The 13,933-nt window shown below is 73.8% G+C and carries 14 protein-coding genes; 7 read left to right on the top strand and 7 right to left on the bottom strand.

Annotation, left to right across the window (positions count from 1 at the left end):
- Together H508_RS14655 and H508_RS0105195 are read right to left on the bottom strand one after the other, a co-directional pair.
- The gene (locus H508_RS14655; protein ID WP_342663257.1) at positions 1-720 is read right to left on the bottom strand and encodes a DedA family protein; all 720 of its coding nucleotides are present in this window, start codon (positions 718-720) and stop codon (positions 1-3) included.
- Positions 717-1,493, bottom strand: a complete 777-nt coding sequence (locus H508_RS0105195) for an aminotransferase class IV (RefSeq protein ID WP_026373294.1) — start codon at positions 1,491-1,493, stop codon at positions 717-719. The genes H508_RS14655 and H508_RS0105195 overlap by 4 nt, the downstream gene beginning before the upstream one ends.
- A gap of 12 nt (positions 1,494-1,505) precedes the next feature.
- On the opposite strand from H508_RS0105195, the gene H508_RS0105190 reads away from it, so the two are divergent.
- Positions 1,506-2,795, top strand: a complete 1,290-nt coding sequence (locus tag H508_RS0105190; RefSeq protein WP_051222785.1) for an anthranilate synthase component I family protein — start codon at positions 1,506-1,508, stop codon at positions 2,793-2,795.
- Between the two features lie 18 nt (positions 2,796-2,813).
- On the opposite strand, the gene H508_RS0105185 is transcribed toward H508_RS0105190, so the two are convergent.
- The 3 genes from H508_RS0105185 to H508_RS14645 all read right to left on the bottom strand — a co-directional run bounded on the left by H508_RS0105185 (position 2,814) and on the right by H508_RS14645 (position 4,658).
- Entirely contained in the window at positions 2,814-3,161 is a 348-nt protein-coding gene (locus tag H508_RS0105185; RefSeq protein ID WP_026373292.1) for an ArsR/SmtB family transcription factor, read from the bottom strand.
- Positions 3,158-4,105 carry an SRPBCC domain-containing protein gene (locus H508_RS17525; RefSeq protein ID WP_051222783.1) on the bottom strand — a complete coding sequence of 316 codons (948 nt, stop codon included), beginning with the start codon at positions 4,103-4,105 and terminating at the stop codon, positions 3,158-3,160. The genes H508_RS0105185 and H508_RS17525 overlap by 4 nt, the downstream gene beginning before the upstream one ends.
- A gap of 73 nt (positions 4,106-4,178) precedes the next feature.
- A complete protein-coding gene (locus H508_RS14645) occupies positions 4,179-4,658 on the bottom strand; it encodes an SRPBCC family protein (RefSeq protein WP_245569459.1) in 480 nt (159 codons plus the stop codon).
- A 112-nt stretch (positions 4,659-4,770) separates the two neighbouring features.
- On the opposite strand from H508_RS14645, the gene leuS reads away from it, so the two are divergent.
- The 3 genes from leuS to H508_RS14640 all read left to right on the top strand — a co-directional run bounded on the left by leuS (position 4,771) and on the right by H508_RS14640 (position 10,216).
- Positions 4,771-7,314, top strand: a complete 2,544-nt coding sequence (gene leuS / locus H508_RS0105170) for a leucine--tRNA ligase (protein ID WP_026373291.1) — start codon at positions 4,771-4,773, stop codon at positions 7,312-7,314.
- Positions 7,315-7,439: 125 nt separating this feature from the next.
- Positions 7,440-8,018: a ComEA family DNA-binding protein gene (locus H508_RS0105165; protein WP_026373290.1), complete on the top strand. Its 579-nt coding sequence runs from the start codon at positions 7,440-7,442 to the stop codon at positions 8,016-8,018.
- Positions 8,018-10,216, top strand: a complete 2,199-nt coding sequence (locus H508_RS14640; RefSeq protein WP_035254151.1) for a ComEC/Rec2 family competence protein — start codon at positions 8,018-8,020, stop codon at positions 10,214-10,216. The genes H508_RS0105165 and H508_RS14640 overlap by 1 nt, the downstream gene beginning before the upstream one ends.
- 245 nt (positions 10,217-10,461) lie before the next feature.
- On the opposite strand, the gene H508_RS0105155 is transcribed toward H508_RS14640, so the two are convergent.
- Positions 10,462-10,647 (bottom strand): hypothetical protein, encoded by a 186-nt coding sequence (locus tag H508_RS0105155; protein WP_026373289.1) that lies wholly within the window; start codon positions 10,645-10,647, stop codon positions 10,462-10,464.
- A 240-nt stretch (positions 10,648-10,887) separates the two neighbouring features.
- On the opposite strand from H508_RS0105155, the gene holA reads away from it, so the two are divergent.
- Entirely contained in the window at positions 10,888-11,871 is a 984-nt protein-coding gene (gene holA / locus H508_RS0105145) for a DNA polymerase III subunit delta (protein ID WP_026373287.1), read from the top strand.
- Positions 11,872-11,876: 5 nt separating this feature from the next.
- On the opposite strand, the gene H508_RS0105140 is transcribed toward holA, so the two are convergent.
- Entirely contained in the window at positions 11,877-12,461 is a 585-nt protein-coding gene (locus tag H508_RS0105140; protein ID WP_026373286.1) for a helix-turn-helix domain-containing protein, read from the bottom strand.
- Positions 12,462-12,559: 98 nt separating this feature from the next.
- Between H508_RS0105140 and speB the strand changes: the two genes are divergently transcribed.
- Positions 12,560-13,552, top strand: coding sequence for an agmatinase (speB, locus tag H508_RS0105135; protein WP_026373285.1), 993 nt, complete (start codon positions 12,560-12,562; stop codon positions 13,550-13,552).
- Complete coding sequence (locus H508_RS0105130; RefSeq protein WP_342663256.1) at positions 13,530-13,928, top strand: nuclear transport factor 2 family protein; 399 nt, start codon at positions 13,530-13,532, stop codon at positions 13,926-13,928. Before speB ends, H508_RS0105130 begins: the two co-directional genes overlap by 23 nt.
- The last annotated feature ends 5 nt before the right edge of the window (positions 13,929-13,933 follow it).

Below are 13,933 nucleotides of genomic sequence, written 5' to 3'. Positions count from 1 at the left end.
TCAGCGCTCCTCGCCCGCGCGCCGGTCGGCGGCGCCTCCGTCGGCCGCATCCGCGGCCGCCCCGTCGACGTCGTCCTCGTCGCGCATGTGCCGCGCCTCGAGGCGCGAGATGAGCTGCTTGACGCCCCACACGGCGAGGATGAACGCCACGATGACGCCCACGAGCACGTAGCCGGCGCCGTGCAGCTCGTCGGCGAGCTCGCGGTAGCTGCCGCCGGCGGCCCAGCCGGCGCTCGCGTAGGCGGTCGCCCACAGCACGCACGCGGGCACGGTCCAGGCGAGGAAGCGGCGGTAGGGCATCGGCGAGGCGCCGACGATGAGCGGCACGAGCGAGTGGGCGACGGGCAGGAAGCGCGAGAGGAAGATCGCGATGCCGCCGCGCCGCGCGAGGTAGCGCTCGGTGCGGCGCCAGCGCTTCGACGCCGCTGGCCATCGCCTCGCGAGCCAGCGGTCGATCGCGGGCCCGAGCCAGCGCCCGATCGCGAAGCCGATCGACTCTCCGGCGATCGAGCCGAGCACCGTCGCGGCGATGAGGGCGAGCCACCACGGCCACTCCTCGACGGCGAGCGCCGCGATGATGACGACCGTGTCGCCCGGCACGAAGAGCCCGAGCAGCACGCTCGTCTCGAGCGCCATCGCGATGAACGCGAGCAGCGTGCGCAGCCACGGTTCGATCGAGCCGACGACCTCGAGCACGACGTCGATGACGTCATCGATCACGAGCGGCCCGCCGTCACCGGGGTGCGCAGCTGCTCGAGCCGCGCGCGCCACGCGTCGACGCGCGCGGGCGCCGCGACCTCGGGTCCGTCGTGCCACGCCGCGACGCCGCGGATGCCGCGCAGCGCGTTCGCGAGCCACACCTCGGCGCCCTCGAGCTCGTCCGGCCGTGCGGCGACGCGCCGCACCTCGACGCCGTCGAGGGAGGCGACCTCCTCGATGACGGCGGCGGTCACGGAGGCCATGTGGGGGATGCGGTCGGCCGGCACGTGCAGGACGTCGTCCCGCCACCACAGCAGCGCAGAGCGCGCGCCCTCCGCGACGAGCCCGTCCGTGCACAGGATCGGCTCGACGTCGCGGCCCGCGCGCGCGGACTCCTCCTCCACGAGCGCCTGCAGCGCCTCGAGGTCGGGCCCCTTCCGCAGCGGCTCGCGGCGCGGGTCGCGCGACGCGGTGACGACGTCGACGCGATCGCTCGGCGCCGGCGCCGGCCGGATGCGCAGCCGGATGCCGGCCGGCGTGAGGTCGACGCGCGGCGACCAGCGGCCCTCGGCCGGCGCGAGCCCGACGGCGCCCCGGACGGCCGCCATCGCGTCGAGACGGTCGCCGCCCGCCTGTGCCACCGCATCCGCGAACCGCAGCTGGTGCCGCTGCCACGCGAGCACGCGCCCGTCGACGACGAGCCACGAATCGGCCGCGAGGGCCTGGCCGATCGGCTCGTCGACGGGCGCGAAGCCCGCCGTCGTCCAGGCGCGGACAGGCTGCTCGGCGCTCATAGGATGCACCCTATGCCAGCGACCTCTGGGCACTTGCTGCCCCACCTCGGCGCTCGCTGGTCGCTCCCGATCGACGTCTCGCCCGAGTCGGCGTTCGCCGCGCTCGAGGCCGGTGACGGCGACGTCGTGTGGCTCGACTCCTCGTCGAGCGGCGATCACGTGATCGGCACCGGGGCGCGCGTGCTGCTCGTGGAGGACGGCCGCGCGACGCTCGACGGGCGCCCCGTCGAGGGCGACGCGCTCGCGGCGCTCGAGGCGGCGCGCGCGGCGAGCCCCGGCGCGTGGGTCGGCTGGCTCGGCTTCGAGGCGGGCGTGCGGATGCTCGGTCTCGAGCCCGCCGCCGGCCGCTTCCCGGAGGCGGCGTGGCTCCTGCTCGACCGCTGGATCGTCGTCTCTGGCGGTGATGCGCAGCTGCAGTCGCGCGACGGCGAGCCGTGGTCGCTGCCCGCACCGCCCGCGCCGCGCGTCCCCACGGGCGCGCGCATCGATGCCTCGAGCCTCCGCTGGCGCGACGACGACGCCGCGTACGCCGCGAAGGTCGAGCGCTGCCGCGACCACATCCGCGACGGCGACTCCTACGTGCTGTGCCTCACGACCGCGATCGAGGCGCCGCCGCTCGACATGGTCGCGACGCACGCGCGGCTCCGCGCCGCGAGCCCCGTGCACCACGGGGGCTTCCTGCGCATCGCGGGCGTCACGGTCTCGAGCGCGAGCCCCGAGACCTTCCTGCGCATCGAGGACGGCGTCGCGACCACCCGCCCCATCAAGGGCACGCGCCGCCGCGGCGCCGACGACGACGCGGCGCTCGCGCGCGAGCTCTTCGAGAGCGAGAAGGAGCGCGCCGAGAACGTCATGATCGTCGACCTGTGCCGCAACGACCTGCAGCGGGTCTCCGAGCCCGGATCGGTCGACGTCTCGGCCCTGCTCGCGGTCGAGACCTACCCGACCGTGCACCAGCTCGTCTCGACCGTGCGCTCGCGGCTGCTGCCGGGCGTCGGCCCGCTCGACGCCGTGCGCGCGCTCTTCCCGGCGGGCTCGATGACGGGCGCGCCGAAGCGCCGCACGGTCGAGCTGCTGCAGGAGCTCGAGGGCGCTGCGCGCGGCGTGTACAGCGGATGCTTCGGGATCGTCGCGGGGGAGACGTGCCAGCTCGCGATGGTCATCCGATCCGTCGTCGCCGATGCGGCGGGCGCTCACATCGGCGTCGGCGGGGGAGTGACCGCGCTCTCGGAGCCGGCGTTCGAGGTCGAGGAGCTGCACGTGAAGGCCGCGGCGATGCTCGCGTCGCTCGTGCCGGCCTGAGGCTCGCGGCGGTCGGGCTCAGCCGCGCTCGCGCTCGGCGCCCGCGCGCTCCTCGGCCATGCGGGCGACGCGCTCGAGGCGCGACTCCCACTGCCGCCCGATCGCGTCGAGCCGGTCGGCGAGCGCGCTGAGGTTCGCGCCGATCGCGCGGTGCCGCACCGAGCGCCCTTCGCGGGTCGACTCGACGAGGCCCGCCGCCTCGAGCACCGCGAGGTGCTTCGCGATCGCCTGCCGCGAGACGGGCAGCTCGGCGGCGAGCTCGCTCGCGGAGCGCGCGCGGCTGCCGAGCAGCTCGAGGATCGCCCAGCGCGTGTCGTCGGCGAGCGCCGCGAGCTGCTGCGTGGGAGCGGCGATGGCTCCGCTCACCGCGAGGCCTCGAGCACGTGCCGGCGCAAGCCGTCGAGCACCATCTCCCACCCGGTCGCGTTGCCGCGCATCCGGTCGTCGCGCACGTCGCCGGGCACGCGCATCCACCCGGACTCGACGACCGTGACGCGCGTGCCGTCGCCGAGCGGCTCGAGGTCGAAGCGCACGTCGCACGCCGTCGGGCCCGGCTCTGCCTCGCCGATCTCGCCCCAGCGGAACGCGAGCGTGCGCTCGGGCCGCAGCACGCGGATCGCGACGGGCCACCGCTCGCCCTCGTGCTCGAACGTGCCGGTGACGCCCTCGCGGAGACCGCCCGGGAAGACGGCGGGATGCCCCCACCACGCCTCGATCGAGGCCGGGTCGGTGAGGTGCCGCCACACGAGCGAGACGGGCGCGGGGACGTCGAGCGAGCGGGTGATGGTGCCGGCGAGCGGGTCGACCGCGGAGGGCGTCCAGCGCCGGGCGATGAGGGCGATGAGCTCGTCGAGCTCGGAGGTCCAGCCCTCGCGGTTGTCGGCGAGCGCGGCGCGCACGGCCACCTCGTCGCCGAGCCGCTCGAAGCCGGTCTCGAGCACGGTGACGCGCGTGCCGCCGTCGACCCGCTCGAGCGTGAAGGTCGCGAGCGTGCTGCTCTCGTCGCTGAGCGGCTCGCCGCGCCGGCCCCAGCGGAACGCCCAGACGTGCGGGGCCTCGGCGCGCTCGATGCGCGCGGGGAACTCGCCGGCGTCGCTCCAGCCGAAGGAGCCCGTGGCGCCCTCGCCGGTGCCGTCCGGGAACGTCGCGCTGTCGCCGAACCAGTCGGCGAGCGAGGCGGGATCGGTGAGGCACTCCCAGACGACCTCGATCGGGGCGCGCACGGCGATCGTGCGCGTCACGCGAGCGCGCGGCTCGTCGATCGCCGCTTCGGCGTCGTGCCGGTGCTCGGCAGGCTCGGTGTGCGACATGGTTCCTCCTGCAATCGATCGGTTGCAGGTCAAGGTAGGGCTGCGACGCGTGAAGTGCAACCCTCCAGTTGCGTCAGTCGCTCGCCGCCTCGAGGTGCTCGGCGAGGTCGACGAGCTCGTCGAGCTCGACCGTCCACCCCGCCGCGAGCGCGCGCAGCGACTCGCGCTTCGACGCCTCGTCCCCCTCGAGCGGGAACCCCGACTCGACGAGGTGCACCTGGGTCTGGCCGTCGACGTCGCGCAGGGTCATCTCGACCGTCGACGCCTTGTCGGAGAGGATGCCCTCGGCCCAGTCGAAGACGAAGCGCGCGCCGGGCTCGAGCTCGCGGATGCGCGCGGCGAGCACGACCTCGCCCGTCCAGGCGAAGCGGCCGGTCGCGCCGGCGACGACGCCGTCGGGGAACGCGGCGATGTCCCCGAGCCAGCGCGCGAGCAGCTCGGGCTCGGTCAGGCAGCGCCACACCGTGCCGCGCTCAGCGTCGACGGCGACGATGCGCGTCACGCGCACGCCTGGCACATCGACCGTCGCGGGCGGATTCTCGAACTCCGGCACCGTTGGGCCTCCCTCCGGCTGCCCCGATTGTGCCACGCGTCGCCTCCGCACGAGCGCCCGTAGACTGGGAAGCCGTCGTGCCGACTCCGGCCGACGACATCCAGGAGCCCATGTGACCGACGAGACCTACGACTTCGCCCGCATCCAGCAGCGATGGCTGCCGGTGTGGGACGAGCTGCGCCCCTTCGCGACCGATGACGAGACCGACACCCGGCCGCGCAAGTACGTGCTCGACATGTTCCCCTATCCGTCGGGCGACCTCCACATGGGGCACGCCGAGTCGTACGCCTACGGCGACGTGCTTGCGCGCTACTGGCGGCAGCAGGGCTTCAACGTGCTGCACCCGATCGGCTGGGACTCGTTCGGCCTGCCGGCCGAGAACGCCGCGATCAAGCGCGGCGCCGACCCGAAGGAGTGGACCGAGGCCAACATCGAGCAGCACAAGCGCTCGATGCGGCTCTACGCGACCGCCTTCGACTGGGACCGCATCCTCCACACCTCCGACCCCTCGTACTACAAGTGGAACCAGTGGCTGTTCCTCGAGATGTACAAGGCCGGACTCGCCTACCGGAAGCCCTCGAACGTCAACTGGTGCCCGAAGGACCAGACCGTCCTCGCCAACGAGCAGGTCATCGGCGGGCTGTGCGAGCGCTGCGACACCCCCGTGGTCAAGAAGAAGCTCACCCAGTGGTACTTCAAGATCACCGACTACGCCGACCGGCTGCTCGACGACCTCAACCAGCTCGAGGGCCGCTGGCCCGAGAAGGTGCTGCGCATGCAGCGCAACTGGATCGGCCGCTCCGAGGGCGCCGAGGTCGAGTTCGAGATCGAGGGCCACCACTCGCGCGTGCCCGTGTTCACGACCCGTCCCGACACGCTCTACGGCGCGACGTTCATGGTCGTCGCACCCGACTCCGACCTCGCCGCCGAGCTCGCCGCCGGCGCGAGCCCCGAGGTGCGGATGCGGTTCCAGGACTACCTCGACACGGTCGGGCGGATGACGGAGATCGACCGGCAGAGCACCGAGCGCCCGAAGACGGGCGTCGACCTCGGCCGCTTCGCGATCCACCCGCTGACGGGGGAGCGCATGCCGGTGTGGGCCGCCGACTACGTGCTGGCCGACTACGGCCACGGCGCCGTCATGGCGGTGCCGGCGCACGACCAGCGCGACCTCGACTTCGCGCGCGCCTTCGACCTGCCGATCAAGGTGGTCGTCGACACGCTCGCACCCGTCACGGGCGTCATGCCGACGATCCCGCTCGACGAGCACGGCAACGCGGTGCTGCCCGAGGACCTCCCCCCGCTCGACCCGGCCTCGACCGGCGTCGCGCTGCCGGGCGAGGGCCGCATGATCAACTCCGGCGAGCTCGACGGGCTCTCGAAGCAGCACGCGATCGGCCGCATGATCCAGCTGCTCGAGCGCAAGGGCGTCGGCCGCGCGGCGAAGTCGTTCCGGCTGCGCGACTGGCTCGTGAGCCGCCAGCGCTACTGGGGCACGCCCATCCCGATCATCCACACCGCCGACGGGCAGGAGGTGCCGGTGCCCTATGAGCAGCTGCCGGTCACGCTGCCCGACTCGCACGGCCTCGACCTCGCGCCCAAGGGCTCGAGCCCGCTCGGCGCGGCCGAGGACTGGGTCAACGTGCCCTCGCCGATCGACGGCAGCCCCGCGCGCCGCGACGCCGACACGATGGACACGTTCGTCGACTCCTCCTGGTACTACCTGCGGTTCCTGAGCCCGAACGACGACACCCAGCCGTTCGACAAGGCGCAGGTCGAGCGCTGGGCGCCCGTCGACCGCTACGTCGGCGGCGTCGAGCACGCGATCCTGCACCTGCTCTACGCGCGCTTCATCACGAAGGTGCTCTTCGACATGGGCCACGTGCCCTTCACCGAGCCCTTCGAGTCGCTGCTCAACCAGGGCATGGTGATCCTCGACGGCGGCAAGATGTCGAAGTCGAAGGGCAACCTCGTCGAGCTGTCGGACGAGCTCGAGAAGCACGGCGTCGACGCGGTGCGGCTCGCGATGAGCTTCGCGGGCCCGCCCGAGGACGACATCGACTGGCGCGACGTGAGCCCGGCCGGCGCGCAGAAGTTCCTCGCGCGCGCGTGGCGGCTCTCGAAGGAGCCGCTCGCGAAGCGCGGCGCCGATCCGAAGGGCGGCGACCGGGGGCTGCGGCGCGAGACGCACCGGTTCCTGGCGGATGCGCCGGGTCTCGTCGAGTCGCTCAAGTTCAACGTCGTCGTCGCTCGCCTCATGGAGTTGACGAACGCCACCCGCAAGGCCGTCGACTCGGGCCCCGGCGCCGCCGACCCCGCGGTGCGCGAGGCGGTCGAGACGATCGCCCTCGGCCTCTCGCTCTTCGCGCCGTACACGGCGGAGGACATGTGGGCGAATCTCGGCCACGGGCCCTCGATCGCGAACGCGGGATGGCGCAAGCCCGACCGCTCGCTGCTCGTCGAGCAGTCGACGACGGCGATCGTGCAGGTGAACGGCAAGGTGCGCGACCGCGTCGAGGTGCCCGTCGACATCGCCGACGCCGAGCTCGAGCGCCGCGCCCGGGAGCTCCCGGGCGTCGCGCGCTCGATCGGCGACGGGGTCGTGCGGCACGTCGTCGTGCGGGCGCCGAAGCTCGTGAACTTCGTCGTCGGCTGACCCGACCCGGCCGCTGGCTGAGCCGGTCCGCGCGCGCAGCGCGCTGACCGTGTCGAAGCCGCGCTGATCCACAGACGCTCCCTGCCCCGGCACCAGCGCCGACGCATCCGCCCTACCGTTCCCGGATGGCCGGGACGGATGCGCGCTGGCGGCTGGGCGCGGGGGCCGCGGTGCTGCTCGTGCTAGGTGCCGTCGCCGGCGGCGTCGCGCAGCGCATGGTGCAGGACGCCGCTCCCGCGACGATCGTCGCGGAGCCCGTCGCGACGGCCGCATCGGACCTCGTCGTCGACGTGCAGGGCGCGGTCGCCAGGCCCGGCGTCTACCGGCTGCAGAGCGGCTCGCGCGTGCTCGACGCGCTCGCGCGGGCCGGCGGTACGAGCGCCGAGGCGGCGCCCGGTGCGCTGAACCTCGCGCGGCCGGTCGTCGACGGGGAGCAGCTCATCGTGCCGACCGTCGAGGAGGCCGCCGCGGCCCCGCCTCCCGGCGCGCCGGGCAGCGGCGTCGCGGCAGGCGGGCTCGTGTCGCTCAACCAGGCGGACCAGGCGGCGCTCGAGTCGCTGCCGCGCGTCGGTCCGTCGCTCGCGCTCGCGATCATCGCCCACCGCGATGAGCACGGGCCGTTCACCGACCTCGCGCAGCTCGACGACGTGCCCGGCATCGGACCGGCGCTGCTCGCGACGCTCACGCCGCTCGTGACGCTCTGATGCGCGATGTGCGCCTCGCCCTGCCGGTCGCGATCGCGTGGGCCGCGCTCGCTGTGCTGAGTCCGCACCCGGTCGCGCTCGGACTCGGGGCGATCGCGTGCGCGGCGATCGCCGCCGGTGGGCTGCTGCTCGCCCACCTCGTCGCGCGGCGAGGCGAGCGGACGGCGGCGCTGCTGCGCACCGTCGCGCTCGGCGCGGCGCTCGCGTGCCCGCTCCTCGCGGGCGCCGACGCGGCAACCTCGAGCGCGATCGATCGCTGCGACGAGCTCGCGCTGCTGCTGCTCGGGGAGGCGCCGCCGACCGAGGTCGTCGTCACCGGGTGCGACGGTGCGCGCACGGCGCGGAGCGCGATGCTGCTGCGCGCGCCGGATGCGCCGCTCGCGATCGGCGCGACGGCGATCGGCCGCTGCGATGCGTGGCTCGACGGCTCGCGCTGGCTGCTCGCGTGCGGCGCGCTCGACGTCGGTGCGCCGGCCGACTGGGCGTCGTGGGCCGGGACGCTCCGCGACGGACTGCTCGCGGCGTCCGCGCAGCTGCCGGGCATGGGCGGCGAGCTGCTGCCGGGCCTCACGATCGGCGACGAGCGACGGGTGAGCGCGACGCTGCGGGCGGCGATGCTCGATTCCGGCCTCAGCCACCTGACGGCCGTCTCGGGCGCGAACTGCGTCATCGTCGTCGGCGCGGCATTCCAGCTCGCCGCCGCGGTCGGCGCTCGCCGACCCGTCCGCGTCGCGGTCGCCGCCGCTGCGCTCGCAGGCTTCGTCGTGCTGGTCACGCCCGAGCCATCAGTCGTGCGGGCCGGGGCCATGGCGGCGATCGCGCTCGTCGGCGTCGTCACCGGCCGGCGAGCGGGCGCGGTCGCGCTGCTCTCGCTCGCCGTGCTGCTCGTGCTCGCGGTGCAGCCGCACCTCGCGACGAGCCCGGGCTTCGCGCTCTCCGCCCTCGCGACGTGCGGCCTCATCGTGCACGGGCGCCCGATAGCCGAGGCGCTCGCCCGGGTGCTGCCGATGCCGATCGCCGCGCTCATCGCGGTGCCGGTTGCCGCGCAGCTGTGGTGCCTGCCGGTGCTCGTCGGCCTCGACGCGAGCGTGAGCGCCGTCTCGGTGCTCGCGAACCTGCTCGCCGGCCCGGCCGCACCGGTCGTCACCGTCGTCGGACTCGCGGCGTGCCTCGCGTCGCCGCTCGCCCCCGCGGTCGCGATCGGCCTCGCGTGGCTCGCCTGGCTCCCGGCCGCCTGGATCGCCCAGGTCGCGATGGTCGCGCAGCAGTTGCCCGCCGCCCAGGTGCCCTGGCCGGTCGCGCCCTGGGGCGCGCTCGCCGCATCCGCCATGCTCTCTGCGGTGCTCATCGGCCAGGCCCGCGGCCGGATCGCGCGCGGTGTCGCGATCGCCGCCGCCATCGGGCTCGTAGTCGCCGGGTCCGCGGCGTGGCCGAGCGTGCGGCTCGGCGCGCTCGCCGACTGGAGCATCGCGCAGTGCGACGTGGGGCAGGGGAGCGCGACGCTCATGCGCCACGGCGCGGCGACCGTGCTCGTCGACGCCGGCGCCGAGCCGTCGCGCATCGACGGCTGCCTGACCACACTCGGCGTGCGGCAGGTCGACCTGCTGGTGCTCACCCACTTCGACGTCGACCACGCGGGCGGCGCGAGCGCGCTGCTCGGCCGGGTCGGGCTGCTCGTCCACGGCCCGGTCGACGAGCGCTCCGAGTCGCTCGTCGCCGAGGTCGCCGCGGCCGGCGCCGCGACGCACGAGGCCCGGCGCGGCGACGCGTGGGCGCTCGGCGAGCTGCACGTCGAGGCGCTCTGGCCGATCGGCGACGAGGAGCCAGGCAACGACGCGAGCGTCGCGGTCGCGATCGACTCCCCGGGCGGCGGGCTCGAGCTCGTCGTGCTCGGCGACCTCGGTGCGCAGTCGCAGTCGCGACTTCTCCGCGCGGGCGTGCCCCGCGCATCCGTCGTCGTCGTCGCGCACCACGGCTCCGCCGACCAGCTGCCCGCGCTCTACCGCCGCATCGGCGCCGCCGTCGGACTCGTCGGCGTGGGGGAGAACGACTACGGGCACCCGACGGATGCGTCCCTGCGGCTCGTGCGGGAGGCCGGCGGCCAGCCCCTCCGCACCGACGAGCGCGGCACGGTCGCGCTCGCGGTCGACGACAGCGGCGTGCGCGTGTGGTCGGAGCGCGTCGGCGGCCCGCCGTAGGCCTGGGGCGTGTCAGCGAGCATCCTCAAGATCTACGTCAACTCCGACGCGGCGACTCGAGCACAAGCTCAGCCATCAGATATCCCGTGAGAAGCGCGCCCGTCTCCGCGGGGCGCTGCCGGCATAGATGATTCGCCGACTCCGCGAAAGCAGCACTCGATCCGCGTCGGCGTGAGCGCCCGGTCTAAGTGAGCGCCGACCGACCGAATCGACTCCTGGGGCTGTCCGGCCGTGCTTGCCCGAAGCTAATGCGATCGGAGCGAGCGTCCGCGCGCGCGGCGAGCGACGAAGGCAACGCCGGCGAGCGCGAGCAACCCGAGACCGGCGGCGTTCCAGGACTCAGGGGCAGCGGCGTACATTGCGGCGAACTGAGCCGGAACGCTTGCGAAGCCGTCAATGAAAATGCCGGCGAGATCGATCTGCGAAGTCATGGCATGACAGTAAGGGACGGCGCCGACATTCGAGCGGAGCTCGCGCTCCCCGAGAGCATGATCCAACAGCGTGAGCTCAGCGCGATGATCGTGGACGCGACGAGTAGAGGTGACCGAAGTCGATCACTTGACCGCCCCTCAGGAACTCCATCCGAGCTCGGCACGATCGCGCTCGCGCTGGACGCGGCCGTCGTGCACGTCTGGTCGGAGCGCGTCGGCGGCCCGCCGTAGGCTGGGTGGGTGGCAGCGAGCATCCCCAAGATCGGCTGGGAGCAGATCTCTCCCGCGCCGGTCGTGCTCGTGTTCGGCAAGGAGTCGTTCCTCGCCGACCGCGCGATGCAGCGGCTGCGCGCGCTGCTGCTCATGGAGGATCCGGAGCTCGAGATCCACGACGTCGACGCCGGCCAGTACGTCGACGGCGCGCTCGAGCTCATCGCGAGCCCTTCGCTGTTCGACGAGCCTCGGCTCGTGCGCGTCGAGAACGGCGTGAAGGCGACCGACGCCCTCATCGCCGACGTCCTCCGCTACCTCGCGGCGCCCGTCGACGGCACGACCCTCGTCATCCGCCACGACGGCTCGACGGTGCGCGGCAAGAAGATGCTCGACGCGATCCGCAAGACGCCCGGCGCGATCGAGGTGGTCTGCCAGCCGCTCAAGCGCGACGAGCTCGTGCCGTTCGTGCGCGGCGAGCTGCGGCTGCTCGAGCGGGAGGCGACGCCAGGCGCGATCGCCGCACTCGTGGATGCGTTCCACTCCGATATCGCGGAGCTCGCGAACGCGGTGCGCCAAGTCGCGCTCGACACGCAGGGCGAGGTGACCGAGCAGGTGGTGCGCACCTACTACTCGGGCCGCGTCGAGACGACCGCGTTCGCCGTCGTCGACGCCGTGATCGCGGGCGACGTCGCCACCGCGCTCGTGACGCTGCGGCACGCGATCGCGACCGGTGCCGATCCGGTGCCGATCGTCGCGGCGTTCGCGATGCGGTTCCGGCAGCTCGCGAAGGTCTCCGGCGCGGCCGGCGGCGACTCGCAGGCGGCGCGGCAGCTCGGCATGCAGGACTGGCAGGTGAGGAACGCCCGCAAGGACCTGCGCGGCTACACCGACGCGACGCTGTGCGAGGCGATCGAGGCGATCGCCCACGCCGACCACGCCGTGAAGGGCGCCGAGCGCGACCCGCACTACGCGGTCGAGCGGCTCGTGCGGCAGCTCGCCGCGCGCGCCTGAGGCGGCTACGCGGAGCCGCTCCAGGGCGCCGGCGCGAGCACCCAGATCGCGACCGCCCGCTCGTCGCCCGCCACGCGCCACGTGTGCGGCTCGCGGCCTGGCATCGTCAGTGCATCCCCGGCACCGACGAGCACGGTGCGGTCGGCGAAGCGCACCTCGACCGCGCCGGCCACGACGTGCAGCACCTCGACCTCGCAGCTGATCGTGTAGAGATCCGACCCGCCGTGCGCGCCGGGCTCGAGCTCGGAGCGGAGCACCTGCAGCTGCTCCTGCCCGCGCGGCGAGAGCATGCGCTCGTCCGCCCCGACGCCGCCGAGGTTGATGCGCGGTGCGTCCGCCCACTGCACGAGCTGCACGTCCGGCTCCTCGAAGAGCGCGCCGACCGGGAGCGAGAGCACCTGGCACAGCTGCACGAGCGTCGCGACGCTCGGCGACGTCTCGTCGCGCTCGAGGCGGCTGAGGAAGCCCTTCGAGAGGCCCGACGTCGCCGCGACCTGGCTGAGCGACATGCCTTGCGCGGTGCGCGCGGAGCGCAGCTTCGCACCGATCGCGATCGCGCTCTCGTCCGCGTCAGGGTGGATGGGGCGCATACCGGTCCTCGCTTCTGCTCTCTCGCCTTGACGAACGCTTCTGGTCAGGCGTACGGTGACGACACTAGTTGCACGAAGCGTATCGAAAGTTGTCTCATATGCAACCCTCGGAGAATCGTCCCTCCACGCCGCGTGGACCCGTCGACGCGAGCGCGGTCCCGCGCTTCGCCGGCATCGCGACGTTCGCACGGCTGCCGCGGCTCGACGAGGTCGGGCGCGCCGACATCGCCGTCGCTGGCGTGCCGTTCGACAGCGGCGTGAGCTACCGCCCCGGTGCTCGCTTCGGTCCCTCGCACGTGCGCGAGGCCTCGCGGCTGCTGCGGCCCTACAACCCGGCGCAGGACGTCTTCCCCTTCGGCGCGCAGCAGGTGGCCGACGCGGGCGACATCGTCGCGAACCCGTTCGACCTCGAGGAGGCGGTCGCCGACATCGAGGCGGGCTCGCGCGCGCTGCACGAGAGCGCCGACCGCATCGTCGTGATCGGCGGCGACCACACGATCGCGCTGCCGCTCCTGCGCGACATCGCCAAGAAGCACGGCCCGGTCGCGGTGCTGCACTTCGACGCCCACCTCGACACGTGGGACACGTACTTCGGCGCCCCCATCACCCACGGCACGCCGTTCCGCCGCGCGTCGGAGGAGGGGCTCATCGACCTCACCGCGAGCATGCACGTCGGCACACGCGGGCCGCTCTACGACAAGCAGGACCTCGTCGACGACGAGCGGCTCGGCTTCGCGGTCGTCACGAGCGAGTTCGTCGAGGAGCACGGCGTCGCCGCCGCGATCGAGCGCATGCGCGCACGCATCGGCTCCGCGCCGCTCTACATCTCGATCGACATCGACGTGCTCGACCCCTCGCACGCGCCCGGCACGGGCACGCCCGAGGCCGGCGGTCTCACGAGCCGCGAGCTGCTGCGCATGCTGCGCGCGCTCTCCGACCTGCAGATCGTCGGCGCCGACGTCGTCGAGGTGGCCCCGGCCTACGACCACGCCCAGCTCACCGCGATCGCCGCGAGCCACGTCGTCTACGAGCTGCTGAGCGCGATGGCGCCGACGGCGGATGCCTCCGGTGACGGCAGTGCGGACGCCTGACGCCGCCGAGGTCGAGGCCGCCGCGGCCGCGATCGTCGACGCCTTCGCGGCCACCGACGGCGGGCGCTACTTCGCGCTCTTCAGCCCCGACGCATCCTTCGTCTTCCACACCGAGCCGAGCCGGCTCGACAGCCGCGCGGAGTACGAGCGGCTGTGGAGCACGTGGGTCGAGAGCGGCTGGCGCGTCGTCTCGTGCGCCTCGAGCGAGCCGCTCGTGCAGCCGCTGCCCGGCGGCGCCGTCTTCAGCCACACCGTCGACACGACGGTCGAGACAGGGGAGGGCCGCGAGTCGTACCGCGAGCGCGAGTCGATCGTCTTCGCCGTGGACGGCGACCGCCTGGTCGCCGTGCACGAGCACCTCTCACCGCTCGCCTGACACTT

It is taken from the genome of Agrococcus lahaulensis DSM 17612, from assembly GCF_000425105.1.
Classification (GTDB): Bacteria; Actinomycetota; Actinomycetes; order Actinomycetales; family Microbacteriaceae; genus Agrococcus; species Agrococcus lahaulensis.
This window is presented reverse-complemented; position numbering and strand designations above follow the sequence as displayed.